This is a genomic window from Planomicrobium sp. MB-3u-38 (assembly GCF_002836425.1).
Lineage (GTDB): Bacteria > Bacillota > Bacilli > Bacillales_A > Planococcaceae > Planococcus > Planococcus okeanokoites.
Map to the genome: position 1 here is coordinate 19,725 of NZ_PJBO01000037.1, position 25,615 is coordinate 45,339.

Genomic DNA, 25,615 nt, shown 5'->3' on the forward strand with positions numbered 1-25,615 from the left:
CATTTCCTCCTCAAATGTTTTTTATTTTAACTGGGGATGACCATAATTCCGATTCAATTGAAGGAACATCGACTGGATGATTTCATCCGCCGCTTGAACCTGTTCCTCCAAATAATCGGAATCGTATATGTTTATTCCCCAGAAGACACCGTTGGCAAGAAGTACAAATTGTTTAATGATGCTGTCCATTTCAATCGTTTGGATAGAGGGATATGTTTTCAACAATGCGCTTTCCAGCGATTGCAGCATCCAATTATCGAAATCCAGCATATATTTTTGGATGTGGGTTTTTATACTGGGAATCGGCGCAGTGACTAAAGAGATATAAGCAGAAGTTTCTGCTTGGTGGAACGTGTGATGACCGACAATTCCTCGGAGCATCGCTGAAAAAATACGATTCACTGGCTCATGAATATGATTTTCCAGAACTTTTTCCATGGCGTTATGGTGATTCTCCAAAATTTCCTGGAATGCCGCGATAAAGAGAGTTTCTTTATTCTCGAAAAAAAAGTAGATGGATGCCGGTTTAATGCCGACCTCATCGGCAATTCTTTTCATCGTCGCTCCCTGGTAGCCATACTTTGAATATTGAAGAATCGCTGCTGTTAAGATTTCTTGCTTTTTCACGTCTTCACCACCTAACAAGTATTAGGTGAAATTATATGGTTGAATTTTCAGTATTGCAAGACTTTTTTTAGAAAAAAATGAATTGTTAAAATAAACTGACTAATTGAAAGCGATTCCATTCCAGAAAGGCCGGGGGCTGGAGAAAAATATTTATTTTTAAAAATCAGCTAATAATTTTATAGCTTAAGCTGTTTCTTCTTCATATTGATTAAATGTAATTTTTAGAAATTCGTAATTATCATTCTGAATAAAGTTTTCTCTTTCAATCCCCAAACACTTCCCCCTTGATTAATCCATCAAATAGTAGCATCATCAAACTTAGAAACGATTGAGTTGAGAGCGCAGAACATCTGAGGAGGAAAACGGAATGCCGGAGTTGCAGGGCGTCTTGCCCGTGTTGCGGAATATGAAGGATTTTGAGCGGTTGCTGGAGAGCCATCATCCGTATATTATTTTTCTGGAGGTGCGGCTGGCGCAGCTGCAGGTGCTGGTGCGGACGGCGAAAAAGGCGGGGAAGAAAGTCATTTTGCATGCCGACTTGATCCAGGGACTGAAGACGGATGCTTACGGCTTTGAGTTTCTGGTCAGGGAGATCAAGCCGGACGGCATCATTTCGACGCGCGGCAATGTGATCACGCTGGCGAAGAAGAACAACCTGCTGACGATTCAGCGCTTGTTTTTGCTGGACAGCCAGGCGCTGGAGCATAATATCAAGCTGATCGGCCAGAACAAACCGGATTATATCGAGCTGCTGCCGGGCATCATTCCGTCGGTGATCGAGGAAGTGCATCAGAAGACCGGTATTCCGATCATCGCCGGCGGGCTGATCCGCACGCCGGAAGACGTGGAGCTCGCCTATAGCGGAGGGGCTCTTGCCGTATCGACGTCGGATTCCGATCTGTGGGATTTGCAGCGGTAGCAATCTATTGACCGCGTTTTTAAAAGCTGATAAATTTAGAGTGACAAGTTAAGCGCTGTGCAAGAGAAGAAGAGACCCGCACTGGTACGGACAAATCCTCATTGGGATTTGTCCGTTCGGTGCGGGTTTTTTCTGTTTTTCAGGTTTCTGGACGGCCGGCGCAGAACTGGGAAGAAGCCGCCGCAATGCAGGGCGATTAGACGAAACCGCGGTTTCATAGATGTTGGAGGAGAGCGACTTGAAGAAAGACTATATCTTATCGATCGACCAGGGTACGACAAGCTCACGGGCCGTACTGTTTAATCATAAAGGGGAAATCGTTGAAACGGGCCAGCAGGAATTTCAGCAATTCTTCCCGAAACCGGGTTGGGTGGAACATGACGCCAATGAAATCTGGACGTCCGTATTGGCGTGTATCGCGGATGTGCTCCGCAAGTCGGAAATCACGCCCGACCAGATCGCCGGAATCGGCATCACGAACCAGCGCGAGACGGCGGTGGTCTGGGACCGCCACACGGCAAAGCCGATCTACAAAGCGATTGTCTGGCAGTCGCGCCAGACGGATGATATCTGCAAGGACTTAAAAGAGCAGGGCCACGAAGAGCTGTTCCGCAACAAGACGGGGCTGTTGATCGATGCTTATTTCTCAGGGACCAAAGTGAAATGGATCCTGGACAACGTGCCGGGCGCACGCGAAAAGGCGGACAACGGCGATTTGATGTTCGGCACGATCGATTCGTGGCTCGTCTATAAATTATCAGGCGGCAAAGCGCATGTCACCGATTACAGCAATGCTTCCCGCACACTGATGTACAATATCTACGATCTGGAATGGGACGATGAACTGCTCGACATCCTGACAGTGCCGAAAAGCATGCTGCCGGAAGTGTGCCAATCGTCTGAAGTGTACGCGGAAACCATCGACTATCATTTCTTCGGCTACAACGTGCCGATCGCCGGCATCGCCGGTGACCAGCAGGCCGCTTTATTCGGCCAGGCGTGCTTTGACAAAGGCATGGCGAAAAACACTTACGGTACGGGATGCTTCATGCTGATGAATACCGGGGAGCAAGGGGTCCAGTCGGATCACGGCTTGCTGACGACATTGGCCTGGGGCGTCGACGGCAAAGTGGAATACGCGCTGGAAGGCAGTATTTTTGTCGCCGGTTCCGCTATCCAATGGCTGCGTGACGGATTGGAGCTGATCGACCGCGCACCGGAAAGCGAAGCGCTGGCAGCATCGGTCGATTCGACGGACGGCGTCTATATGGTGCCGGCGTTCGTCGGGCTCGGGACGCCTTATTGGGATACCGATGCGCGCGGGGCGATTTTCGGTTTGACGCGCGGCACGACGAAAGCGCATTTTGTCCGGGCGACGCTCGAATCGCTCGCATATCAGACAAAAGACGTCGTAGATGTTATGATAGAAGATGCAGGGATTGAACTCAAAACATTGCGAGTGGACGGCGGAGCCGTCGGCAACGATCTGTTGATCCAGTTCCAGAGCGATATTCTGAATGTGCCGGTCGAACGCCCGGTCATCCAGGAAACGACAGCACTCGGCGCTGCCTATTTGGCAGGGTTAGCGGTCGGATTCTGGAAAGACAAAGAAGAAATCGCCAAGCAATGGCAAGTCGAGAAGACGTTCAACCGCACGATGGCGGAAGAACAATGCGAGAAACTTTATACCGGTTGGCAAAATGCTGTGGCGTCAACGCGCACATTCAAACCGGTAAAGTAACACAACCTTACAAGTTAATATCACAGGCCGGAGATAATGAGAGACCAAGCCAGTTCAGCAGAAGAAATTCTGCAGCTGTGCCGTGGTCTCTCTTTTTTTATGGAGATTGCAGGTGCAGCGCAAACCATGCAAATTCATTTTAATAAAGAGGAGAGATTTTTGATGAAATTTTCCAGTTTGAAACGCAGCGAAACAATTGATGCCATGAAAAACGCGCCACTCGATTTATTGGTCATCGGCGGAGGGATTACGGGCGCCGGCATCGCCTTGGACGCAAGTGTCAGAGGCGTCAAGACGGCAGTGGTGGAGATGCAGGATTTCGCGGCGGGCACCAGCAGCCGTTCAACGAAACTCGTGCACGGCGGCCTGCGTTACCTGAAGCAGTTTGAAGTGAAGATGGTGGCTGAAGTCGGCAAGGAACGCGAGATCGTGTATGAAAACGGACCTCACGTGACGACGCCGGAATGGATGCTGCTGCCGTTTTACAAAGGCGGTACGTTCGGTCCTTTGAGCACCAACGTCGGTTTGCGCGTCTATGACTTTTTGGCGGGCGTCAAACGGGAAGAGCGCAGAAAGATGCTGAGCCGCAAAGAAACATTGAAATGTGAGCCTTTATTGAAGAAAGAAGGCTTAAAAGGCGGCGGCTATTATGTGGAATACAAGACGGACGATGCGCGCCTGACCATTGAAGTGATGAAAAAAGCGGTTGAAAAAGGGGCCCTTGCGCTGAACTACGCGAAAGTCATCGATTTCATCTATGACGGCGGCAAAGTGATCGGCATCCGCCTGGAAGACCAGACGAACGGCGAAGTCCACGAGATTTTCGCGAAACGGATCGTCAACGCAGCGGGCCCATGGGTCGACACTTTGCGTGAAAAAGACCATTCGAAAAAAGGCAAAACGCTGCAGCTGACAAAAGGCATCCACCTGATTTTCGACGGCAGCCGTTTCCCGCTGAAACAAGCCATCTATTTTGATATGCCGGACGGCCGGATGGCATTCGCCATTCCGCGTGAAGGCAAGGTGTATGTGGGGACGACCGATACCGTCTATAAAGCCGACATCGCCCACCCGACGATGACACGGGAAGACCGTGATTATGTGCTGCGCGCCATCGATTTCATGTTCCCGGAAGTGGCCATTAGCGAAGACGATATCGAATCGAGCTGGGCAGGGCTGCGTCCGCTGATCCACGAAGAAGGCAAAGATCCTTCGGAGATTTCGCGCAAAGACGAAATTTTCATCTCGGATTCCGGCTTGATCTCCATTGCAGGCGGCAAGCTGACCGGCTACCGCAAAATGGGCGAAAGCATCGTCGACTTGGTGACTGAGCAATTAGCAAAAGAGCAGGGACTGCGGTTCCAGAAAGTTTCGACGAAGCATCTGCCGATTTCCGGCGGTGAAGTCGGCGGCTCGGAAGGGTTCAAAACGTTCCGTCTGGACCGTGAGCAGCAGGCGCTGTCCATGGGCTTAAACCAGAAGACAGCGGAGATGCTGACAAGCCGTTACGGCGCCAATGTCGACCAGGTGCTGGGGATATTCTCTGGCAGACAGCAGGAAGCGGCACAGGCAAGCTTGGATCCATTGGTGTTTGCGATGCTGCGTTACGCGATGGAATACGAAGCGGCGTATAAACCGGTCGACTTTTTCGTCCGCCGGACAGGTGCTTTGCTGTTCGATATCCAGTTTGTCTATAAATTCAAAGAAGCGGCCATCGCGCATATGGCGGAAAGCTTCGGCTGGACAGCGCAACAAACGCAAAGCTATACAACAGAATTGGATGTGCTGCTGCACGAAGCGACGCATCCAGTCGGATAAACGGGCGGCAGTGCTGGAAACCTGAGATTCGCACATCAATGAGTCCTTCTGTCAGAGAGGAGAAACCTCATTGATTGCGGATTTTTTTGTGTTCCAGTGTGTTTGCTTTAAACTGAAAAGGAGTGTTTTGGAATGTCAGAATTTTTGGCAGAATTGATCGGCACCATGATCCTGATTATTTTCGGCGGCGGTGTCGTGGCAGGAGTGGTATTGAAAGATTCGAAAGCGGAAAACGGCGGCTGGATTGTCGTCACGATTGCCTGGGGGCTGGCGGTCACCATGGGCGTTTACGCGGTCGGCAATTTTTCAGGGGCGCATCTAAATCCGGCTGTGACTTTGGGCTTTGCGGCCATCGGCGAACTTCCGTGGACAAAAGTGCCGGTCTATATTGCGGCGCAGATCATCGGCGCCATCATCGGGGCTGCCATCGTCTTTTTGAATTACCTGCCGCATTGGAGCCGGACAGAAGACAAAGACGCGAAGTTGGCTGTTTTTGCCACAGCTCCGGCCATCAGAAGCCCGTTTTCGAATTTGGTGAGTGAAATCATCGGTACGGCCGTTCTCGTGATGGGCTTGTTGTTCATCGGCGCGAACGAATTTACGGAAGGCTTGAACCCCTTGATCGTCGGCGCGTTAATCATCGCGATCGGGATGTCGATCGGCGGTACCACCGGCTACGCCATCAACCCGGCACGGGACCTCGGGCCGCGCATCGCACACGCGCTGCTGCCGATTCCAGGGAAAGGCGGTTCCGACTGGGGCTATGCCTGGGTTCCGGTAGCCGGTCCGGTGTTCGGCGGTATTTACGGCGCGGTGTTCTACAGCGCCGTGTTCACGGGCGATTACAATGTGCTGTTCTGGGTGCTCAGCGCAGTGATGGCCGTGATTTTATTCGGCGCAGCCAGTGCTGAACTGAAAAAAGGCCATACCGCAGCCAATGAAATCGAAGACACGTTAACAGATGACAAAAGAAGACAGAACAATCGCGTTGCAGAAAAATCCATTTGAGGAGGAATTCACAATGAGCAAAGATTATATTTTGTCAATCGACCAGGGGACCACGAGTTCACGGGCGGTGCTGTTTAACCATAAAGGGGAAATCGTCGAAACGGCCCAGCAGGAATTTGAACAATTCTTTCCTAAGCCGGGCTGGGTGGAGCATGACGCCAATGAAATCTGGACATCTGTCCTCGCTTGTATGGCGGGCGTCTTGCGCAAATCGGATGTGGAACCAAGCCAGATCGCCGGAATCGGCATCACGAACCAGCGCGAAACGGCGGTCGTCTGGGACCGCAACACCGGCAAGCCGATCTATAAAGCGATTGTCTGGCAGTCGCGCCAAACCAGTGAAATCTGCAAGGATATGAAAGAGCAGGGGCACGAGGAATTGTTCCGCAAGAAAACGGGCTTGTTGATTGATGCTTATTTCTCCGGCACGAAAGTCAAATGGATTCTCGACAACGTGGAAGGCGCTCGCGAAAAAGCGGACAACGGCGATTTGATGTTCGGGACGATCGACTCGTGGCTCGTCTATAAATTGTCAGGCGGCAAAACGCATATCACGGATTACAGCAACGCGTCGCGTACGCTGATGTACAATATTTACGATTTGGAATGGGACGACGAATTGCTGGAGATTCTGACGGTGCCGAAAAGCATGCTGCCGGAAGTGCGCCAGTCGTCTGAAGTCTACGCGGAAACCGTCGACTATCATTTCTTCGGCCACAACGTGCCGATTGCGGGCATCGCGGGTGACCAGCAGGCGGCATTGTTCGGCCAGGCCTGCTTTGATAAAGGCATGGCGAAAAACACTTACGGTACGGGATGCTTCATGCTCATGAATACGGGCGAAGAAGGCGTCGTTTCCGATCACGGCTTGCTGACGACCCTGGCTTGGGGCGTCGACGGCAAAGTCGAATATGCACTCGAAGGCAGCATCTTTGTCGCGGGCTCCGCGATCCAGTGGCTGCGGGACGGTCTGGAAATCTTAAAAACGGCACCGGAAAGCGAAGGGCTCGCCACGTCGGTCGAATCGACGGACGGCGTCTATATGGTGCCGGCATTCGTCGGACTCGGCACGCCGTATTGGGATACCGATGCGCGCGGAGCGGTTTTCGGTTTGACGCGCGGCACGACGAAAGCGCATTTTGTCCGGGCGACGCTTGAATCCCTCGCTTACCAGACAAAAGATGTCGTGGATGTCATGATCAAAGATGCGGGGATCGAGCTCAAAACTTTGCGCGTGGACGGCGGAGCCGTGTCGAATGATTTTCTGATGCAATTCCAGAGCGACATCCTGGATGTGCCGGTGGAACGTCCGGTCATCCAGGAAACGACAGCATTGGGTGCGGCTTATCTCGCTGGACTCGCCGTCGGTTTCTGGCAGGACAAAGAAGAAATCGCCAAGCAATGGCAAGTTGAAAAAACCTATAACCGTGAAATGCCTGCCGAACAGAGCGAAGAGCTCTACGCCGGCTGGCAGCAAGCGGTCGAATCGACCAGAACGTTCAAACAGAAAACAGCACGAAAAGCGCCGATCGCTTAATAAGCGGCGCCTATAGAATTCAACGGACCGAGTCCATCTGCAGATTTTATTCTGCGGATGTGATTCGGTCTTTTTTTTATTCGGAGAAAAGTATCCTGTTATGGCCTGATTCGCTATATAGGGAGTATAGGCCCCTTTGCTGGGAATCCTGCCTAAAAAAGGAGATGAAAAAATGACGAAAACACAGTTTGTAAAACGGATCACGCATCCTGATTACGGCGAGCTTTACCAGTTTTACGAAGTGGATGGAGCGACGCTGGAAGAAACGTCGTTGGATCCGTTCGAGGCGGGGCTTCTGCTGATGGCGGAAGGGGAAGAAGTGGAAGTGCTGCCGGAGATTCTGATGATCTCTTCAAGACGGGGAGCGGATGCCAGCGGCTATTTCGCCGGCGAGCAGTTTGTGGTGCGGAAAGGGTCGAAGTTCGCCGCATCGACTTCGGCGAAATGCCCGAAGAATTACGTGAAGCTGCGTGAAAAGCTGGTTTTGGAAGGCTTGCTGATTCCGCTGCATAACCAGCTGTTTTTACTGGAAGATTACACGTTCGAGAATCCGGTGATTGCTATGGGCACAGTGATTGGCGGCTGGTGCAAAGGGCCGCATGGCTGGAAAGGGAAGAAATAAAACGCGCAGTGCATTACAAGATCAAACTAAAACAGGGGGGTAGTCATGAAAAACTTTTTAGCATTGCCGAATGTTGTAGATATGCGCAGCCGTTTGCCGAAGAAACAGCATTACGGCGCGCGGAGCAAGAAGATCACCACCCGCGTCTGGCATCATTCGCTGACGCTGTCGCATTTGCCAGGGTCCGACGCCGAAAGTTTTGCAAGTTATCATGTAGAAGCGAACGGCTGGCCAGGAGTTGCGTATGCGATCATCATCGAGCCGAAAAACGTGCTGAAGACGCCGCGCGGCAAACGGGCGCGCATTGTCTGGGCGCATGATTTTGACCGGCGCACGTACCACGCCGGCAACGCCAACGATTATTCGCTCGGCATTTGTGTGGCAGGCGATTACCGCAATGAACGGATGCGCGATTTCGTCAAAGAGACGATCGATGAATTGCAGGCGGCGCTGGTAGCGGACGGCGTCGGCCGCGAAGATAAATCGCATCACGAAATGCCGGGCTACAGCTGGAAAGCGTGCTGCGTGTTCGACTATAAAGGGGCTTTCACATTCCTGAACCAGCAGGCGCTGGTCAAGCCGGTGCCGGCGACGTATACCATCCAGGAAGGCGATACGTTCTGGAACATCGCGAATAATATGGATGGCATCCGGGTGGCGGATCTGGAGGCGGCGAATCCGGGTGTCGACAGCAGGACCCTGCAGATTGGCCAGGTCATTAAACTGGGTGAAGCGAAAGGAGCCGCTTTAAAAGAGAAACCGGTGCCGGAGCGGCAACTCGCCATGAAGGAATTTGTTTACTTGCCGAAAACAGCAAAGACGTGGAAGACCTACCAGCTGGACGTGGCGCCAGTTGCGAAGAACAGCGACTGGAGTTTGACGCCGGCGAAGTTTGGAGGACTGGAATATGAGATACTGGGCTATCCGCAAGCGCATATTGCGACGATTGAAACGGGCAGAGGCCATCGGAATATTTATGTCGCGCCGTCGACTGGTGCCAAGATTTTTATGAGATAAGGATGGAAAGCCGCTCATTTTCAGCTGAGGGGCTTTTTTATTTGGCGGAAAGGATTGCCATTTGTATATATATAGTATAATATGAGAACAAACGTTCTTATGTTAGGAGGGTTTACATGACTCCTTTAATGTCGAAGGACCTTATCGTTCATTTCGAGAATATGATTTACCTGCCTTTTGTTCTCACCATTTTGCATAAAGACAGGGAGATGATTGACACGATGCCCTTTAAATTAAAACGTCCTTACCTGCAGATGGTTGACCAAGCGATAAAATGCGCTGAAAACGATTTGAGAACCACCAGAATTTATATGAAAAGACAGCAGTATCGAATACTTAAGGGCAAGAAAGACGATCTGTTTACAGAGTATGTGTTTTACTACAATGGCTACGAAGACCACCGCAAGTATATGCATTTTCAATTACGCAATCGAACCGAAGAATTAATCGGTATGTACTTGTCGTTGACTGGGCCAGTGGAAAACCCTCTTCCGTAATCAGGAAAAGGGTTTTTGTCTTGTTAAAATATATTGCTCAACGCTCGAATAAGGACTCTGGGAATGAATAAGATGATATTCCATACGATGCTTATCAACAGTTCGAATACCAGCGTAAAGCTGAATTCAGCAAAGCAATCAAGAAACACATTGTCTTTGCTGCTTTTGTTTTTATCTTTTGTCTTACGCTTAAAATGGTTCATAGTGTCTCCGTTCAATAAGGTATTTTGAATAGTATAGCCAAAGAGGAAGAACTTGCCAATCCTTTCTTTGCATATTGATTGACCAATTGTTGTGAGTAACGGCTGAGGCAGTTGTTTCCGGTTTTTATTTGCCATAAAGGATTGCCGCCCTCTTTTACGTGGTATAGAATAAGAACAAATGTTCTTATTTTTAGAAAGGGGTGGTTCTGATGAAGAAGATGAACAATCAATTCAAGATGCAAGGCGATATCAAGGACCGGGGGAATATCAAATGGCAGGGGCTGATGCTGCCGGAGCATATCCAGATGCTGCGCGAATGGTATAAGGAAGATGAGGAAGTGAAGCGGCCGGAGCTCGATGAATTCGATCTGCAGCTGATTCAGGAAGAGCTGGACATCGCGTTAAAGCGGAAATGCGAAGTGCTGATTGAAACCTGGCGGGAAAAGCAGCTGTTCAAGCATCGCGGCGTCATCGAGCGCATCGATGTGGCGCACCGGGAACTGGTTTATGAGAGTCCGTTCGGGATGGAGCGGCTGAGTCTGGAAGAGATTGTGGGGGTTACGCTGATCGATTGAGCGGGAAGGCAAATTGGATAGCTGTGTAATTTGGAGGCTGCCTGCCAGGCAGTTCTTTTTTGATTGAGCGCCGGACTGGGTGCTCAATTGACTGGCCCAAACGCTTCCTGTATATTGAAAAAGTAATTAATTGTCAGAAAAATTAAACAGATAATGAATGCTTTTATTTACACAGAGAGGGGAATGGGCATGACGAAGAATTTTGAAGGGCGCACAGCATTGGTGACAGGAGGGAGCAGAGGGATCGGCAGGCAGATCGCCGAACGCTTTGCGGAAGAAGGGGCGAATGTCGCGATCATTGATATCAACGAAGAAGCGCTGGCCGCGGCGAAAGAGGAGCTGGAGGCAAAAGGCTATTCCGTTTATGCGAAAGTGGCGAGTGTCACGGAGAAAGAGCAGGTGGAAGGTGCGGTGGCGGAAGTGAATGAGCATTTCGGCTCCATCGACATCCTTGTGAATAATGCAGGCGTCATCCGGGATAATATGCTGTTTAAGATGACGGATGAAGACTGGCTGACGGTCATGGACGTGCATTTGAAAGGCGCGTTTTATGCGACACGTGCAGCGCAGAAATACATGATCGATCAGAAATACGGCAGAATCATCAATATTTCGTCCACTTCGGCACTTGGCAACCGCGGGCAGGCGAATTACGCGACAGCCAAAGCGGGGCTGCAGGGCTTCACGAAGACGCTGGCGATTGAACTCGGCAAGTTCGGGGTAACGGCCAATGCGGTGGCGCCGGGCTTCATTGAAACGGATATGACAAAAGCGACGGCGGAGCGTATGGGTGTGCCGTTTGACGGCTTTGTCGAAGCGAACGTGGCGATGATTCCTGTCGGCAGAAGTGGCAAGCCGGAAGACATCGCGAACGCCGTAGCATTTTTCGCGGATGAACGTTCTTCATTTGTATCCGGACAAGTGTTGTATGTCGCGGGCGGACCGAAGGACTGAGAAAGGGGATGCGCGGATGCTGAAAGAGATGATTGGCAGACGGTCAGAGAAAACGAAAAATGTGATTGAACGCGGTGCGGTCAAAAAGTTTGCGGAAGCGATAGGGGACACTTCGCCGCTGTTCACAGATGAAGAAGCGGGAAAGCAGTCTGTCTATGGCAGGAACATTGCGCCGACGACGTTCCCGGTGACTTTCGACAGCGGGTCGATTCCGGGACTCGACTTGCCTTCGAAAGGGCTGATCCACGGCGAGCAGAAGTATGCCTATACGCGTCCGCTGTTTATAGGGGAAGAAGTCTATTGCTGGATCGAAGTGAAGGATTATTACGAGCGGACCGGCAGTTTCGGGAAGATGGGTTTTCTTATTGTCGTTCTTTACGGGGAAGACAAAGAGGGGGAGCTGCTCTTTTCGGAAGAACGTGTGATCATCATCAATGAAGCTGCGCGGAAGGAGATGCGGAAATGAGCCGGATCGGTCAGATAGAAGTAGGGGAAACGCTGCCTGTAATTGGGCTGGAGCCCGTCTCGCGGCTGGATCTTATTAAGTATGCCGGAGCTTCCGGCGATTTCAATCCCATACATACGATTGACGAGGAAGCGGAGCGCGCCGGACTTCCGGGCATCATCGCGCACGGCATGTGGACGATGGGGAATCTGGCGAAACTGTTCACCCCTTATTTGGATGAAGGTTTTATTGAGACTTATTCGATCCGCTTTAAAGGCATGGTGTTTCTGAGTGATGTCATTTCGCTGCAGGCGGAGCTGAAAGAGAAGGAAAGCGGCAGGCTGATTTTTGAAGTTGCGGCTGCCAATCAGGACGGGAAACGGGTGCTGAGTGGCCAAGTGGCTTTTTCGCTGGCGATTCAAAGTTTTACGGATAAATGAAGAAACGATAAAAGGGGACTCGCACGAAAAGGAGCGCACAGAAATTGTGTGCTCTTTTAGTTTTGGAGAAAATGGGTGAGGGCCCTGATTAAGGTGAACGTTGATATATTTTTCTGAGCGTTGATATAATTTCCTGAGCGTCGATATAATTTTTTGAACGTTGATATAATCTCCTGAACGTTGATATATTTCGCTGAACGTTGATATACGCCGGCATCCCGAATTCGAGAACGGAAAAACAGCACAAGACACCGGTGAAAGGAAGAATTTCACTCCATATCATTCTAAAATCAAAGGTCAAAAGCCAAAATGCATGCTTTTCGCGGGCGAAAAGCGAAAAAGAGCGCACAGAAATCCTGTGCGCTCTTTTTGTATAGAAAAAACCATTTCAAAACGCTAGTTTTTATTGCCAGTCAGATTTCTGTTCATCAATAGCACCAGCACCGGCCCGATGATCGGCACCCAGGCCAATCCTTTGAAGCGGGCGTCCGGATAAAAGCGGTGGACGGTGTAGATGGACAGGCCGTACAGCACGAACCAGTCGACGGTCATGACCGACACGAGACTCGAGGCGAAGAAATAATCGACATAAGCGGCGAATGAGAATCCCTGCAGGAGCGTCAGCCAATTGCCAACCCACATGATGATGAGGGCGATGAGCCAGAAGCGGGAGCGGAGGAAGCGGACGAGCCAGCGCGGCGTGTGCAGTTTCTTGTCGGACGGGCGGATGCCGAATGCATAATACGGGAGCAGCGCAAAGGCGCCGATGCCGAATGACAGCAGGGCGAACGGCCATGCAGGCCAGCGCTGTTTGTCGTTGAGCAAAAGAATCGTCAGAAAGACCATGGGGAAAATGCCGAGCGAATTGAATACGGCAAAGACGAGCGGGTCGATGTCACCGATATTGCCGTTGAACAGTTCAGGGAAAATCGGGTTATTGGCGCCTGTGCCGGGAGCTATGTAGACAGCGTAACCGATCAGCAGCAGCCAGATGAGTAAGAAAATCATTTCTTCACCTCGTTTTTTGCGCTAAAAGCTTATATTGACCGTAGCAATGTCGAAAAAAGAAGTCAATTTTTACGGAGATTTGCCGATAAAGGAGGATAAGGACGTAATGTTACGGGCGTAGCGAAGGGTATTCCGATTCTTCGTTTCTCGAAATGAGTAGGTCCTTAGACTTTAATTCCTTATATTGTAAATGTGATAAAAGTTCTATGTTTTTGTCATAATAACGGTTATACTGTTTTTACTAAGTTATTGCTGTAATTTCACTTCCGCAGGTGAAATCATATTTGGCTAAGCGGAGTCTGCAGTCCATTCAATTTCTGACACCTAGGGGGAACAACCTTGTTAAAGCAGATGCTTTTTCCCATTACAATACTTTCATTGGCAATCGCCTTATTCTATAGCTGGACACTGACATTCCAGGGAGACCCGTGGCTGGTGACGACGGGGACCAATGTGCTGCAAATTCTCGCCGGGACACTCAGTTCCATCTGGCTGTACCAGGCTTACCGCAGTGCCGATACAAAACATAAATCTTTTTGGCTGCTGTTGCAGCTGGCACTGATTCTGTACACAGCCGGCAACTGGATCTGGCTGATCGTCCAGTTTAGCCAAGGGACGGAGAATTCCACGATTCTTTCTTCTGTCGTGTGGCTCAGTTCCTATCTGATTTTCCTCGTGGCACTGATTTTCAAAACCCGCGAATTGAGCAATGAGTTCAGCGAAAACTCCTATCTGTTTAATATCGCGGTTTTCATCATCACCGTCGCTTCGATCAGCTTTCATTACCTCATCAAGCCGGTGCTGGAATTGTCCGGAGAATCCTGGCTGATCACGATGACCGCCATCATTTATCCGGTAGCGGACATCACCATCTTATTGGTGGTCAGCATTCTATACTATCTGATCCGGAAGAATAAACAACAGGAAGTGCTGCTGTTTTTGCTGATTGGATTTTTTATTCAGATTGCTGCTGATTTTCTTTATGTCTATGTATCCTACAAAGAAAGTTACCAGCCGGGGCATCTGGTAGACATGCTCTGGCTGCTGTCAGTGCTGCTGTTCGGCTTTTCGGGCTATTACTCCAAATCCGATAAGAGAAATGAATTATGGAAGCTGAAAAGTACAGCGAATGATAAAGGAACCGCTTTTCCGTATGTAAGCATCCTGATTCTGCTGATGCTGGTCATGCATAGTTATCAGTTTGACTTCAACGGGCTCAGCAGCGGTTTGCTGATCATCTTCATTATGGTGCTCGGCCGCCAGCTGCAGGTGCTGTTGAGAAATCGCCAGTTGGTGGAGCAATACAGGTATCTGGCATATCATGATCAGCTGACGGATTTACGCAACCGAAGCAGTTTCAATGAGGAAATCGAGCATTTCCTTGCGGATTATCCGACCAAACAGATGGCGCTGCTGCTGATTGACCTAGACCAGTTCAAAGTGGTGAACGATACGATGGGCCACCACATCGGGGATTTGGTGCTCGTCAAAACGGCTGAACGGCTGCAGGCGGCGCTGGACCCCGATATGCTGCTGTACCGCCTCGGAGGAGACGAGTTCATCATTGTCGTTCTGGATGCAACCGATGAAAAATGTGAAGCTGTCGCCAATAAACTCCTGGAAAATTTCAATGAATCACTCGATGTGGATGAATATCAGATCAACATCACGCCGAGCATCGGCATCAGCAAATATCCGGAGCATGGCTATACGCCGGAAGATTTGATGAAAAATGCGGACGCGGCAATGTATGTGTCGAAAGAAAAAGGCAAGAATGGCTACAGTTTTTTCAATGCAGAGCTGAGCCAGGAGAAATCACGCAAAATGACGATTGAAAATGCTTTGAAGAAAGCCATCCAAAGAGATCAATTTATCCTTTATTACCAGCCGAAAGTCGTGCTCGGCACACGGAAAATCATCGGTATGGAAGCCTTGCTTCGCTGGCAGCATCCGGACCTTGGCTGGGTATCGCCGGTTGAATTCATACCGGTGGCTGAAGAAACCGGGCAGATTGTTGCCATCGGGGAATGGGTGCTCGAAGAAGCCTGCCGCCAGAACAAGCAATGGCAGGACGCGGGTTATCCGCCCCTGAACATTTCGGTCAACGTATCAGTGCTGCAGTTCAAGCATGGCAAATTCCTTGAAACGGTCGAGCGGATTTTGGGTAAAACGGGGCTTGATACCCGCTATCTGGAGCTGGAAATCACCGAGAGCATCATGCAGAACATCAAGGAAAGCAAAAAGATTCTTGTAAGCCTGCAGCAGATGGGCATTAAAATATCCATTGACGATTTCGGGACCGGCTATTCGTCTTTGCATGTCCTGCAGAAATTGCCGATCGATACCTTGAAAATCGACAAATCATTCGTGGATGAACTGGACATTGACGAGTTGAATCCGATGGTAAAAGCCATCATCGATCTTGGCCTCAACCTGGACATGACACTGGTCGCGGAAGGGATCGAATCCGAAAACCAGATGAACGTCCTCATCGAACACGGCTGCACGATCGGCCAGGGTTACCTGTTTTCGAAGCCGGTCGCGCCGGAAGATTTCGAGGGACTGATGCAAATTCCCGGAATGCTGGCGGAAGAACTCGAACATGGCATTGTCCGCTGAATGACTGATATCAATAAAGACCTTCCCGCATTTTGATGAATGGGGAAGGTCTTTATTGGTTGAGCGATTTAAAACCCTTCAGGCTTTGATGATTTCTTCCGGATGAAAACGGACCAGCAGCATATCCTCACCTTCAGTTGAGCGGATTTCGAGTGTGTCATAGATGGCATCGATGGCCCGGTTCAGTTCGGTGGCAGAGTCGGCGACGATGGTGAATCGGCCGAACATCTGTGCATAGGAACCTGAAGGCGCAACCGTGTCGCCCGCTTTTCGGTTGACGACAGCGGTCAGGATTTCCGGCATGGCCAGAATCTCTTCCATGCCGCGGATGTCCGCGATGGTCCCGCTGTGCATCAAGATCGGCAGGTTGCAGGAAGGATGCGGGATATAGCTGTCGTCGAAATGGCGGGTATCGTATTTGCTGATGTCCTTGCCGACGGAAAGATCCAGCATCATTTCGAGCAGGTTGATGCCGGTCTGCTTTTCGATGATATTGTAATGCTGTGAACCGCTGATGCGGAAGCCCATTTCATAAAGATAGAAGCGGCCATTATCGTATAGTGCCTGAATCAGGAGCACACCGTTTTGGATGCCCATGCCGCGCAGCATGGCACGCACCTGCGGATCGACTTCCGCGAGATATTGTTCGCGGTGGCGGGAAGGGAACATGACGGCGATCGGCAGTGGCGGATGTTCGGCAAAATGCTTATGGACATGGCGGTCCGTCACGGCTGACAAGACGATATCACCCTGATAGGCGGTATAGTACATCATTAAACCGTATGGGGTATCGATGAACGGCTCGATGATTGCTGTTTCGGATTTCGAATACTCCAGTGCTTTGGCATAACCTGCTTTTACGTCTTCCGGTCCGTAGCACACGGTAATGCCCTGGCTGGCATAGCTGTCGACCGGTTTGACGATGACGGGGAATTGCAGGCTGCCGATCAATTCTTCTGTGAGCCCGTTGTCCAGATTGTATTCTTCGACAACGGGCACATCAAAATTTCGGCAATGATTTTTAAAGCGGTCTTTATTGGAGCAGATTTCCAGCTGTTCATAGGTGGCGTAATAAGGGATGCCGAGACGCTCGCAAAGAGCCAGCGCGTTCCATGTATTGACGTCGTCAAAACCGTTGAAGACGCCATCGATCTTTTCGGCCTGTGCGATTTCCAAGAGCCTGTCGATATCGGCCGTGCTGACTTCATAGCTTTTATCAGCGGCTTTTTTGGCCGGAGATCCGGCGTCGCGGTCGGTGACGATGACGTAGTATCCCATGTTCTGGGCTGTTTTGACGACATCGACCATGTGGGCGATGCCGCTAAGCAGCAGGATCTTTTTTTGCTGAGCTTCCATAAACTGATTCCCCCTTTGAATTCGTGCACATCCAGCTAACGTGAAGCCTGTTATATTGAAACTAGCAATCAGCGGCTTTATTGTCAATGGTTTTCTGAATAATTAGATAAATTAGAAAAAAGGGCAATGGAAGGTTTCTCCAACTGCCCTTGCTTCATTATTCGGCCGGTGTTTTCTCCGACTCATTCAGATCGACATCCACAGAAGACACATAATAGCGTTTTGCATCATCTGCTGTAATTTCCACTTTCTTGCGGTCGAACAGCGATACAGTGGCGACCTTCGTCATTTCACCCGTCTCGATATCTTCTTCGTATACGCGGTAGCCGATGATCGCGTCATCGCGAACCGCATGCCAGGAAACATTGAATGATGTTGCCGTGACATTCATCGGCGCTTCAGGCTGTTTATCCTGGACGCTCGAGTCTGATATCAATTTTGCCGTGACAACGAGGCGTTCTTCATGGGAACCTGTATCCCGGTTAAAAGTACCGGTGCAGGTGATCAAATTGATCATCCGGCTGTCGGAAGGGCCGAAGATTTCCTCGATCGGCGCTTCGTCTGTCACATAGCTTGTTTTTTCTTGGATTTCATAGACCATTTCACGGCCGTCTTTATCCGTTACGATTACTTTTTCGCCTGCTTCCACTTTCTTCAGATGATAGAAAATCGCTGGTCCGGTATAGCTGTCGACATGTCCCGCGAGGACCGCATGGCCTTTGGCGCCGACTTTAAAGCCGGGTTCGAACCAGCCGACCTGGTTAATGTCTTCCGGTACACCCATTTCACCGTTCTCCAGAATGCCGGTCGCTTCGATAGCCGCGTCCACACCGATGGAAGGAATGGCCACTCTTGCAGGAACCATGCCCTGGATGCTTTGCTGACGCTGTTTCTGCAATTCCTGCAGCTTTTCGCGCTGTGCCGGTTTAATCGGGAATTCCGCGATTTTATCGATGTCTTCACCCGAAGCCAGCAGCTCAGCCGGCGCTTCTTCGGTCACTTCCGGAAGGTCGAGCTGAGCGATGTCTTCTTCAAATGTCGGTTCATCCGCAAGGGGTTTCAAGATAACGAATAGCACCCCGCAGAGGATGACCGCTGTTGCCATTGTCCAAAATTGTCTCATCGCCCATGCTCCTTTCCAGTTTGGTTATTGCTGCTTTCTTTGACGAAACGTCATTGTTCCAGCTGCCAATAGGATCAGCGTGCTCATTGCAACCCAGATCATCATCGTGTTTGACTGGTTTGCTGAACCGCCAAGGCCGGTAGCAGGCATTTTGTCAGGAACAGCTGTTTCGAATTTTTCAGGGAACTGGTCAACGATCGCGCCGCTTAAGCCTTTACCGATTGCAAATACAATTGTGTAGCCTTCACGGTACGTATTATAAGATGATTCGAAATCGCCGGTCGCATATTGAGTGAAAGTATCAATTACCGATTGCTCATGTGCTGCAATATTAGCTGTCAATTCTTCCTGCGGCAAACGTTCTTCTGTTGCAGTGCTCAGGAATGCAGCCAATTCTGATGCAAATGTTTCAATCAACGCTGTTTGCGCCTGCTGAATTTCTTCTTCATTGCCGCCGGCTTGTGCAGCAGCTAAATCACTTTGTACCGAAATGTGTTCGTTGTTCCAAAGAGTCGCGAATTGAGTGGCTGCGTCTTCACCGTAAAATGAAGCGATGGCTGCACTGAATTCTTCTGTGTTCTGATCTTGTGCCCAATCGGCAAAATCAAAATCTGCCGCATTGTTATAGCCTTTTGTCATGCTAAGCTGCGCCAAAGCGAAATGCTCTGCTGCAATACGGCTGACCGTTGAACGGAAGTCGCCGGCTGGTGTATTCGGGTCAGTGAATTTATCCGGGAACTGTGCAGCGATTGCGCCACTGATGGCACCGCCGGCTCCGAAAATCTGTTTGAAGCCTTCAAGATAAGATGTGTAAGCTGCTTCGTAATCACCGTCTGCATAAAGGTCAAAGGTATTTTGCACGAAATCTTCATGTGCGCGAAGTGCTTCAGTCGCGCCGTCTTCCGGAAGATTGCCTTCAGTGGCAGTTCCGAGGAATGCGCCCATTTCATCGACGAAAGACTGGATCTCAGCCAATGCTTCTTCCTGTGCGGCTTCGTCGCCTGCTTTCACGGCCATGGCATATTCATCAGTGCCGGTATTATGTGTTTCAAAAATCTCAGTGAAAGCGGCTCCGCCTTCTTCACCGTATACAGAAGCGATCACCGGCTCCATATCTGCTGCATTGGCGTCAAGTGCGGCCATTGCTGCTTCAGCGGCTTCGTCGCCGTCATAGATTTTCATCATCGAATCGACTGCCAGTGCGTAATGCTCGGATAACAATGAATCCAATGTGGCCCGCAGCTCGACACCGCTCGTTTCTGTTGGTGCCATTTCATCTGCGCTTACTGTCATGCCCATGCTTGGCACCAATAAAGCTGCCCCTAAAATAGGTGCTAAAATTTTTCCGTATTTCATCCTCAACACTCCTTTGTTTTTTGTTTCATACAGGTATAACGGAGAGAGTTGGGATTTAGATCAGTTTTTTTATAAAAATACAAAGATTTTTTGAACGAAGATGCTGTGTACTAAAAACTATCTAAGATATGTAGCAAAATAGCGAAGACGTCTGCAGATCAGCGAGACTGCCGAGACCCCGCAGGGAGCGAATGCGGACGAGGAGGCTTGGAAGCGAGCCTGCGACAAGCGAGCTGTTTTGCGAAATATCGTTTATCAATTCTTTCATAATAAGGAAGCGACACATTATTTATTGCAAAACTGATCTAAATCGGCCTTTTGCACGTTAGATAGATAAGCTTACAAAAAATAATACCGGCCGAGACTATCTCCAATCTGGCAGGGTATAGTAAGCTAGTACTATGACACACGAATACAAAGGAGAACATCCATGGAGAAAAGTTCCGATACGCTGCTTTACTCGCGCATCCGTGAGAAAGACAAAGATGCGCTGGAATATTTGTACGACCGGTACGAAAAGATCCTATTCTCGTTTCTCTTAAAAATGACCCAGGACCGCGACTTGGCGGAGGAAGCCCTGCAGGAAGTGTTCATCAAAATCTGGCGGGGCGTCGGCGAATACGACGACAGCAAAGGGAAGTTCACTTCCTGGCTGTTCCGGATGGCGCAGAATTCCGCGATCGACCTGATCCGGAAACGGAAGAAGGCGACTGTGCCGCTGGATGAAGTCGCTGAAATGCCGAGCGGCGAATCCAGTGTCGAGCAGACGGCTGAATGGCAGGAAGAAAAAGAACATATCCAGGCTGCGGTTTCGCAGTTATCAGCTGAACAGCAGGAGATGATCCAGTTGTTTTACTTTAAAGGCCATACACACGAAAAAATCGCCGAATTATGCGGGATACCGCTCGGAACCGTCAAGAGCAGGATCCGACTGGCACTCAGCAAGCTAAAGAAAACACTGCACGGGATGCAGGAAAGGGGGGCTATCGATGAATAACGAACATTGTGATCAATTGGTCGACTACCTGAACGGCACATTATCCGCCGAAGAAAACCGCCAATTCGAAGAACACCTGAAGACATGCGACGAATGCCGGGAAATCGCGGACGCAACCGGGCAGCTCCCTTATCTTTCAGACCCTGCAGAACCACCTGCGGGAATGAAATCACGGATCCTGTCGAATGTTTTCGCAGAAGAAAGTGAAAGTGAAGGCGCACCGGAAAACCGGAGTTCACATTCGGCGTCGAGTGCTTCATCAGCATCGTCCGCCGCGGCAGGAGCTGCCGTCGGCAACCGGGCATCGAGTGCTTCACACGCTGAGTCTGAAACGTCAGATCGAAAGCCGCGCAATGATGAACGGACGAATGTGGTGCCGATGACCGGCCGTGGCCGCAAACGGAATTGGGTGACGCCGCTGATTGCGGCAGTGCTGCTGGTTTCATTGCTTGGCAACGTGTTTGCATATATGCAATTGCAGGAAGAACCTGAGCAGGCGGCGCCGGAACCGGCACCAACTCCGCCGGAGACGGCCTTCCAGTCAGTTGACTTGCAGCCGAGCGAAGGCTTTGGCGGTGACGCAACTGCCGCCGTTATTGAAGAAGAAAACGGGGCGCTCAATCTGGTTGTGACAGCAGAGCAGCTTGCCGCGCTTGAAGGCGACCAGGTCTACCAGGTCTGGCTCATCGAAGGCGACAACCCGATTCCAGCCGGCGCATTCACGACCAACGCGAACGGCGAAGGCGCAACGTATTTCAATATCGACAATAACACCGAAGAATGGGATACCATCGCGATCACCTTGGAACCGCAAGCCGGCAACGAATTGCCGCAGGGCGAAGTAGTGCTGAGCGCGGGGATATAGATTTGAAAGCAAGCCGGCTGCCGAGTGCAGCCGGTTTTTTTGATGGTTTTTTGAATGGCGAGTCGGCAATTTTGCCGCCGGATTGGCTGAACGCCGATATAATTGTCTGAGCGCTGATATAATTTTTTGAACGCCGATTTAATCTCCTGAGCGCCGATATAAATTTTTGAACGCCGATATAATTTCCTGAACGCCGATATAATTTTTCAAAGCCTCGATGGCTACTCCAAATCGAGCAAATATCAACAAAATAAAACCCAAACTCCCCAAACAGCAAGTCTTTCTGTAAAGAAATCAACTAAAATGAGAAAAAACGCGGCAAAAACACTCCTTTACTCATCCCAGAATTTATTCGCATCAATCCGGATCTTTGAAGGAAATCGCAGCGCGACAATCGAAACAGTAAAGGAGAGGCTGAAAGGAAAGATGGAAATGGAAGAGCTGATTACTCAAATTACGGAGCGCCTGCCGGCAATCAGCGGCGGCATCCGGCTGGTGGTGGGCATCGATGGACTGAGCCGGTCGGGGAAGACGACGCTTACGGCGAAGCTGCTGGCGAATTACGAAAAAGAAAATATACCGGTGATCAGTTTTCATCTTGATGATCTGATTGTTGAAAGGGAACGGCGCTACGGCACGGGCAAAGCGGAATGGTATGAATACTACCAGCTGCAATGGGAAACGGAATGGCTGCGCGAGCATTTTTTCGGGCAACTGAAAACCGCCGAAGAACTGGCGCTGCCATTTTACGATCCGCAAATGGATCGCCGGGAGAGCCGGAAAGTTGCGCTTCCTGAAACCGGCATTATCATCATCGAAGGCGTTTTTCTACAGCGGAGCGAGTGGCGCGGACTCTGTGATTACGTCGTCTATGTCGACAGTGCGCAGGAACAGCGTTTCTACCGCGAATCCGCAGAAGCCAAGCGGAATATTGAAAAATTCCAAAACCGCTACTGGAAAGCCGAAGATTATTATCTGAAGTCACAAAACCCACAAAGCCACGCGGATTTCATTGTCCGGAATTAGCGGCAGATACATAAAAGGAGAAGAGATACATGGAAACAACCGATAAAACAGCGCCGCTCGAAGCGGCGCGAAAGTTCATAGACCAAAATTTTCCGGATTGCGACGGCGCGTTGCTGGCCGGCAGCGCGGTTCGCGGGGAAGCGACCGCCACATCAGATTTGGACATTGTCGTGTTCGACAGCAAAGTCCCGTCTTCCTACCGGGAGTCATTGATGGCGTCCGGCTGGCCAGTCGAAGTGTTCGTCCATAACCTGACATCGTATCAGGTGTTTTTCCGGGATGATGCTGAGCGGGCCCGGCCGTCGATGCCGCGCATGGTATCTGAAGGCCTTGTGCTCCGGGATACGGGTGTGATCGACGCCATCAAAGTGGAAGCGCAAAACTTATTGGAGAATGGACCGGAAGAATGGACGGATGCCGCCATCCGCACCAAGCGCTATTTCCTGACCGACACGCTGGACGACTTTATCGGCTGCACCGACCGTGCGGAAGGCATCTTCATCGCAGGTGCTTTGGCTGAAGGCATCGCTGAGTTCGAGCTGCGGACGCATGGCCGTTGGATTGGCGCATCCAAATGGATCGTTCGCTCTTTGAAGCAGTACGATGGGCAGTTCGCCGAACATTTTGTAGAGGCATTCGACCATTATTACCGTCATGGCAATAAAGAAAGCGTCATCGAACTCGCTGACACGGTTTTGCAGCCGCATGGAGGACGTTTGTTTGAAGGGTTCTCGATGGGGAAAGAAAAAGGATGAACAGAAAAACCCTCCAGAAACTGAGTTACTGGAGGGTGAATGTCTTCTTATAAAGCGATTTGTCAATCGGGGGAGTCCAGGCTGATGCCGCTTGAAAATTCGATGGCCTGTTGGACAGTGGAGAATGTCATCAGGGACTGGCGGTGCATCTGGAAACCGGAAATTTCAATAGCTGTTTTCGCGTTGATGCCAGTCACATATAATTTGCCGCCCATCAAACGGAGCACATCCTGGATCATCAAGAGGCGGTGGATGAAGGAATCGCCTTCCCAGATGACACCGGAAATGTCGATGATGATGTGCTGGACAGCATTTTTCTGTACATACTCACTCAGTTTTTCCGTCAGCGCGGAGAACCGTTCTTCATTCATCTTGCCGACGAGTGTCACTGCACCCAGGTTATTATGGATGGACAGGATCGGCAGCATCAGGCGGTTGATCTCATCTTCTTTCTCGATGAGCAGCAGACGCTGGCGTTCTTCGGTGGAAACGTCCGTCTGTGTACCGATGAAATAGAGATGGTCATTGACTGTCATCGGTTCGATATTCAACCGGTTCCAGAACGGAGTGCCGTCTTTCTTGAAATTGCGGAGGGTGACAGTCGTCTTTTCTTTATTCGCAATAGCGTCCCTCAGTTGTTGAACGGCTCTTTGGCTGGTGTCTTCCCCTTGCAGGAAACGGCAGTTTCTGCCCATAGCTTCCTCGCGGCTGTAACCGGTCAGTTTTTCAAAAGTTTGATTTGTATAAATGATGGGATTATCCGGCTGCTGCGGATCTGTTACGGTGGTCGCAACCTGGCTTCCATCAAGCATTGCCTCAAAAAGGGCGGATTGGGTATCGGGGCTTAAATGTTTCATCGTGATTTCTCCAGTCTGTTAGGTAGTCAGTGGAGCAGCCAGTCGCGGCTGCTCCCATTCAAAAGCATGGCATGACCGGAGAATCAGATAAATTGAAGCCTCCGTTAATATTGGTTAATCGCGGTCGTGTGTATTTCTCAGTTTTCAGTTTACCGATAGTGTCTTCACCTTGTCCAGAAATATGGGGCTTTATTCACGAAAAGTTAGAAAACAACAGTCAAGATTTCATCGAATTGAAATAAAAGAAATGAAGGAGGCAATTTCATGAAAACAATTGGCTTAATCGGCGGCATGAGCTGGGAATCGTCGCTCGAATACTACCGGATGATCAATAAGAAAGTGAATGCGCGGCTAGGCGGCTTGCATTCGGCAGAATGTCTGCTGTACAGCGTCGATTTTGACGAGATTGAACAGCTGCAATCAGCGGGTGAGTGGCAGAAAGCGGGTGAACAGCTGGCGGACACAGCGAAAAAACTGGAACAGGCAGGTGCGGAATTTATCGTCATTTGCACAAATACGATGCATAAAGTTGTCGGACAGATTGAAGAAAAGATTTCAATTCCGGTGCTTCACATCGCTGACGCAACCGCTGCGGAAATCCGCAGACAGAATTTGGTGAAAGTCGGTTTGCTCGGCACCAGCTATACGATGGAACAGGATTTCTACCGCTCGCGCATCGAATCACATGGCATCGACGTGTTGGTGCCGCCAGCCCAGCAGCGCGGTGAGATTAACCGCATCATTTTTGAAGAACTGGTTGCAGGTGACTTACGGCAAAGCTCCAAGGAGACTTTCCAGCAGGCCATCCGCGAACTGGTGGCTGATGGCGCAGAAGGGATCATCCTCGGCTGCACGGAAATCGGTTAATTGATCAAGCCGCAAGACGCGGAGGTGCCGGTTTTCGACACAACCGAAATCCACGCGGCTGCAGCCGTTGATCAGGCATTGGATAATAACTGATAAAACGGCGGGCGATTACGGAAAAATCGCCCGCCGTTTTCATTGGTCTGAAGAATAGAAGCCTTCATATATTTTACTGACTTTCATTTTAAACTCTTCTACATGGACAAACCTTGCCTCTCGCAGCATCTCTTTTCCGTCCGCGAATAAAATAAGGACCGGCACTGTGAAAATGGAGAAATGACCGGCAATCTCGGGGATTTCCTCCGCATTGGCAACGCTGGTTTGAATACGCGGAAAATCATTCATCGCTTCCTCGACCTGAGGAAGTAAACCATGGCATACGCTTC

25 protein-coding genes and 1 pseudogene are annotated in these 25,615 nt (G+C 50.2%); 18 read left to right on the forward strand and 8 right to left on the reverse strand.

What is annotated here, in order from left to right:
- Positions 1-21: 21 nt before the first annotated feature.
- Positions 22-627, reverse strand: a complete 606-nt coding sequence (locus CXF70_RS08140) for a TetR/AcrR family transcriptional regulator (protein ID WP_158241169.1) — start codon at positions 625-627, stop codon at positions 22-24.
- Positions 628-994: 367 nt separating this feature from the next.
- Here CXF70_RS08140 and CXF70_RS08145 point away from each other — a divergent pair, with 367 nt between their 5' ends.
- The 8 genes from CXF70_RS08145 to CXF70_RS08180 all read left to right on the forward strand — a co-directional run bounded on the left by CXF70_RS08145 (position 995) and on the right by CXF70_RS08180 (position 9,786).
- Positions 995-1,546 (forward strand): glycerol-3-phosphate responsive antiterminator, encoded by a 552-nt coding sequence (locus tag CXF70_RS08145; RefSeq protein ID WP_101802224.1) that lies wholly within the window; start codon positions 995-997, stop codon positions 1,544-1,546.
- Between the two features lie 220 nt (positions 1,547-1,766).
- Positions 1,767-3,287, forward strand: coding sequence for a glycerol kinase GlpK (glpK, locus tag CXF70_RS08150; RefSeq protein WP_369916931.1), 1,521 nt, complete (start codon positions 1,767-1,769; stop codon positions 3,285-3,287).
- A gap of 162 nt (positions 3,288-3,449) precedes the next feature.
- Positions 3,450-5,105, forward strand: a complete 1,656-nt coding sequence (locus CXF70_RS08155) for a glycerol-3-phosphate dehydrogenase/oxidase (protein ID WP_101802303.1) — start codon at positions 3,450-3,452, stop codon at positions 5,103-5,105.
- A 132-nt stretch (positions 5,106-5,237) separates the two neighbouring features.
- Entirely contained in the window at positions 5,238-6,113 is an 876-nt protein-coding gene (locus CXF70_RS08160; protein WP_101802226.1) for an MIP/aquaporin family protein, read from the forward strand.
- Between the two features lie 13 nt (positions 6,114-6,126).
- Positions 6,127-7,650 (forward strand): glycerol kinase GlpK, encoded by a 1,524-nt coding sequence (gene glpK / locus CXF70_RS08165; RefSeq protein ID WP_101802227.1) that lies wholly within the window; start codon positions 6,127-6,129, stop codon positions 7,648-7,650.
- A gap of 172 nt (positions 7,651-7,822) precedes the next feature.
- Positions 7,823-8,272 carry a DUF4357 domain-containing protein gene (locus CXF70_RS08170; RefSeq protein ID WP_101802304.1) on the forward strand — a complete coding sequence of 150 codons (450 nt, stop codon included), beginning with the start codon at positions 7,823-7,825 and terminating at the stop codon, positions 8,270-8,272.
- 45 nt (positions 8,273-8,317) lie between these two features.
- Positions 8,318-9,289, forward strand: a complete 972-nt coding sequence (locus tag CXF70_RS08175) for a LysM peptidoglycan-binding domain-containing protein (protein ID WP_101802228.1) — start codon at positions 8,318-8,320, stop codon at positions 9,287-9,289.
- 116 nt (positions 9,290-9,405) lie between these two features.
- A complete protein-coding gene (locus CXF70_RS08180) occupies positions 9,406-9,786 on the forward strand; it encodes a YhjD family protein (RefSeq protein WP_101802229.1) in 381 nt (126 codons plus the stop codon).
- 23 nt (positions 9,787-9,809) lie between these two features.
- Here the strand turns inward: CXF70_RS08180 and CXF70_RS08185 are convergent, their stop codons facing one another.
- Complete coding sequence (locus tag CXF70_RS08185) at positions 9,810-10,124, reverse strand: hypothetical protein (protein WP_101802230.1); 315 nt, start codon at positions 10,122-10,124, stop codon at positions 9,810-9,812.
- A gap of 74 nt (positions 10,125-10,198) precedes the next feature.
- Between CXF70_RS08185 and CXF70_RS08190 the strand changes: the two genes are divergently transcribed.
- From CXF70_RS08190 to CXF70_RS08205, 4 genes are all read left to right on the forward strand, one after another.
- Positions 10,199-10,564 (forward strand): YolD-like family protein, encoded by a 366-nt coding sequence (locus CXF70_RS08190; RefSeq protein ID WP_233208578.1) that lies wholly within the window; start codon positions 10,199-10,201, stop codon positions 10,562-10,564.
- Between the two features lie 189 nt (positions 10,565-10,753).
- The gene (fabG, locus tag CXF70_RS08195; protein WP_101802231.1) at positions 10,754-11,518 is read left to right on the forward strand and encodes a 3-oxoacyl-ACP reductase FabG; all 765 of its coding nucleotides are present in this window, start codon (positions 10,754-10,756) and stop codon (positions 11,516-11,518) included.
- A 16-nt stretch (positions 11,519-11,534) separates the two neighbouring features.
- Positions 11,535-11,984 carry a MaoC family dehydratase N-terminal domain-containing protein gene (locus tag CXF70_RS08200; protein WP_101802232.1) on the forward strand — a complete coding sequence of 150 codons (450 nt, stop codon included), beginning with the start codon at positions 11,535-11,537 and terminating at the stop codon, positions 11,982-11,984.
- Positions 11,981-12,403 carry a MaoC/PaaZ C-terminal domain-containing protein gene (locus CXF70_RS08205; protein ID WP_101802233.1) on the forward strand — a complete coding sequence of 141 codons (423 nt, stop codon included), beginning with the start codon at positions 11,981-11,983 and terminating at the stop codon, positions 12,401-12,403. The genes CXF70_RS08200 and CXF70_RS08205 overlap by 4 nt, the downstream gene beginning before the upstream one ends.
- A gap of 396 nt (positions 12,404-12,799) precedes the next feature.
- On the opposite strand, the gene CXF70_RS08210 is transcribed toward CXF70_RS08205, so the two are convergent.
- Positions 12,800-13,411, reverse strand: coding sequence for a hypothetical protein (locus CXF70_RS08210; RefSeq protein WP_101802234.1), 612 nt, complete (start codon positions 13,409-13,411; stop codon positions 12,800-12,802).
- A gap of 339 nt (positions 13,412-13,750) precedes the next feature.
- Between CXF70_RS08210 and CXF70_RS08215 the strand changes: the two genes are divergently transcribed.
- Positions 13,751-16,030, forward strand: coding sequence for a putative bifunctional diguanylate cyclase/phosphodiesterase (locus tag CXF70_RS08215; RefSeq protein ID WP_233208579.1), 2,280 nt, complete (start codon positions 13,751-13,753; stop codon positions 16,028-16,030).
- Between the two features lie 78 nt (positions 16,031-16,108).
- Here the strand turns inward: CXF70_RS08215 and CXF70_RS08220 are convergent, their stop codons facing one another.
- The 3 genes from CXF70_RS08220 to CXF70_RS08230 form a co-directional block, all read right to left on the reverse strand.
- A complete protein-coding gene (locus tag CXF70_RS08220; RefSeq protein ID WP_101802235.1) occupies positions 16,109-17,386 on the reverse strand; it encodes an ATP-grasp domain-containing protein in 1,278 nt (425 codons plus the stop codon).
- A 157-nt stretch (positions 17,387-17,543) separates the two neighbouring features.
- On the reverse strand, positions 17,544-18,509 hold the full coding sequence (locus CXF70_RS08225) for a class F sortase (protein ID WP_101802236.1): 966 nt from the start codon (positions 18,507-18,509) through the stop codon (positions 17,544-17,546).
- 24 nt (positions 18,510-18,533) lie between these two features.
- On the reverse strand, positions 18,534-19,865 hold the full coding sequence (locus CXF70_RS08230; RefSeq protein ID WP_101802237.1) for a hypothetical protein: 1,332 nt from the start codon (positions 19,863-19,865) through the stop codon (positions 18,534-18,536).
- A gap of 430 nt (positions 19,866-20,295) precedes the next feature.
- On the opposite strand from CXF70_RS08230, the gene CXF70_RS08235 reads away from it, so the two are divergent.
- The 4 genes from CXF70_RS08235 (at position 20,296) to CXF70_RS08250 (ending at position 23,508) form a co-directional block, all read left to right on the forward strand.
- A complete protein-coding gene (locus CXF70_RS08235; RefSeq protein ID WP_084243828.1) occupies positions 20,296-20,862 on the forward strand; it encodes an RNA polymerase sigma factor in 567 nt (188 codons plus the stop codon).
- Entirely contained in the window at positions 20,855-21,727 is an 873-nt protein-coding gene (locus CXF70_RS08240) for an anti-sigma factor (protein ID WP_101802238.1), read from the forward strand. The genes CXF70_RS08235 and CXF70_RS08240 overlap by 8 nt, the downstream gene beginning before the upstream one ends.
- Before the next feature lie 432 nt (positions 21,728-22,159).
- The gene (locus CXF70_RS08245) at positions 22,160-22,753 is read left to right on the forward strand and encodes a kinase (protein ID WP_233208585.1); all 594 of its coding nucleotides are present in this window, start codon (positions 22,160-22,162) and stop codon (positions 22,751-22,753) included.
- Between the two features lie 29 nt (positions 22,754-22,782).
- Positions 22,783-23,508, forward strand: coding sequence for a nucleotidyltransferase domain-containing protein (locus CXF70_RS08250; RefSeq protein WP_101802239.1), 726 nt, complete (start codon positions 22,783-22,785; stop codon positions 23,506-23,508).
- Between the two features lie 62 nt (positions 23,509-23,570).
- Here the strand turns inward: CXF70_RS08250 and ytvA are convergent, their stop codons facing one another.
- A complete protein-coding gene (gene ytvA / locus CXF70_RS08255; RefSeq protein ID WP_101802240.1) occupies positions 23,571-24,365 on the reverse strand; it encodes a YtvA family blue-light photoreceptor in 795 nt (264 codons plus the stop codon).
- 264 nt (positions 24,366-24,629) lie between these two features.
- On the opposite strand from ytvA, the pseudogene CXF70_RS08260 reads away from it, so the two are divergent.
- Positions 24,630-25,325 (forward strand): annotated as a pseudogene (locus CXF70_RS08260) (aspartate/glutamate racemase family protein).
- Positions 25,326-25,364: 39 nt separating this feature from the next.
- On the opposite strand, the gene CXF70_RS18450 reads toward CXF70_RS08260, so the two are convergent.
- Entirely contained in the window at positions 25,365-25,574 is a 210-nt protein-coding gene (locus tag CXF70_RS18450; RefSeq protein WP_233208580.1) for a thioredoxin family protein, read from the reverse strand.
- Positions 25,575-25,615: the final 41 nt, after the last annotated feature.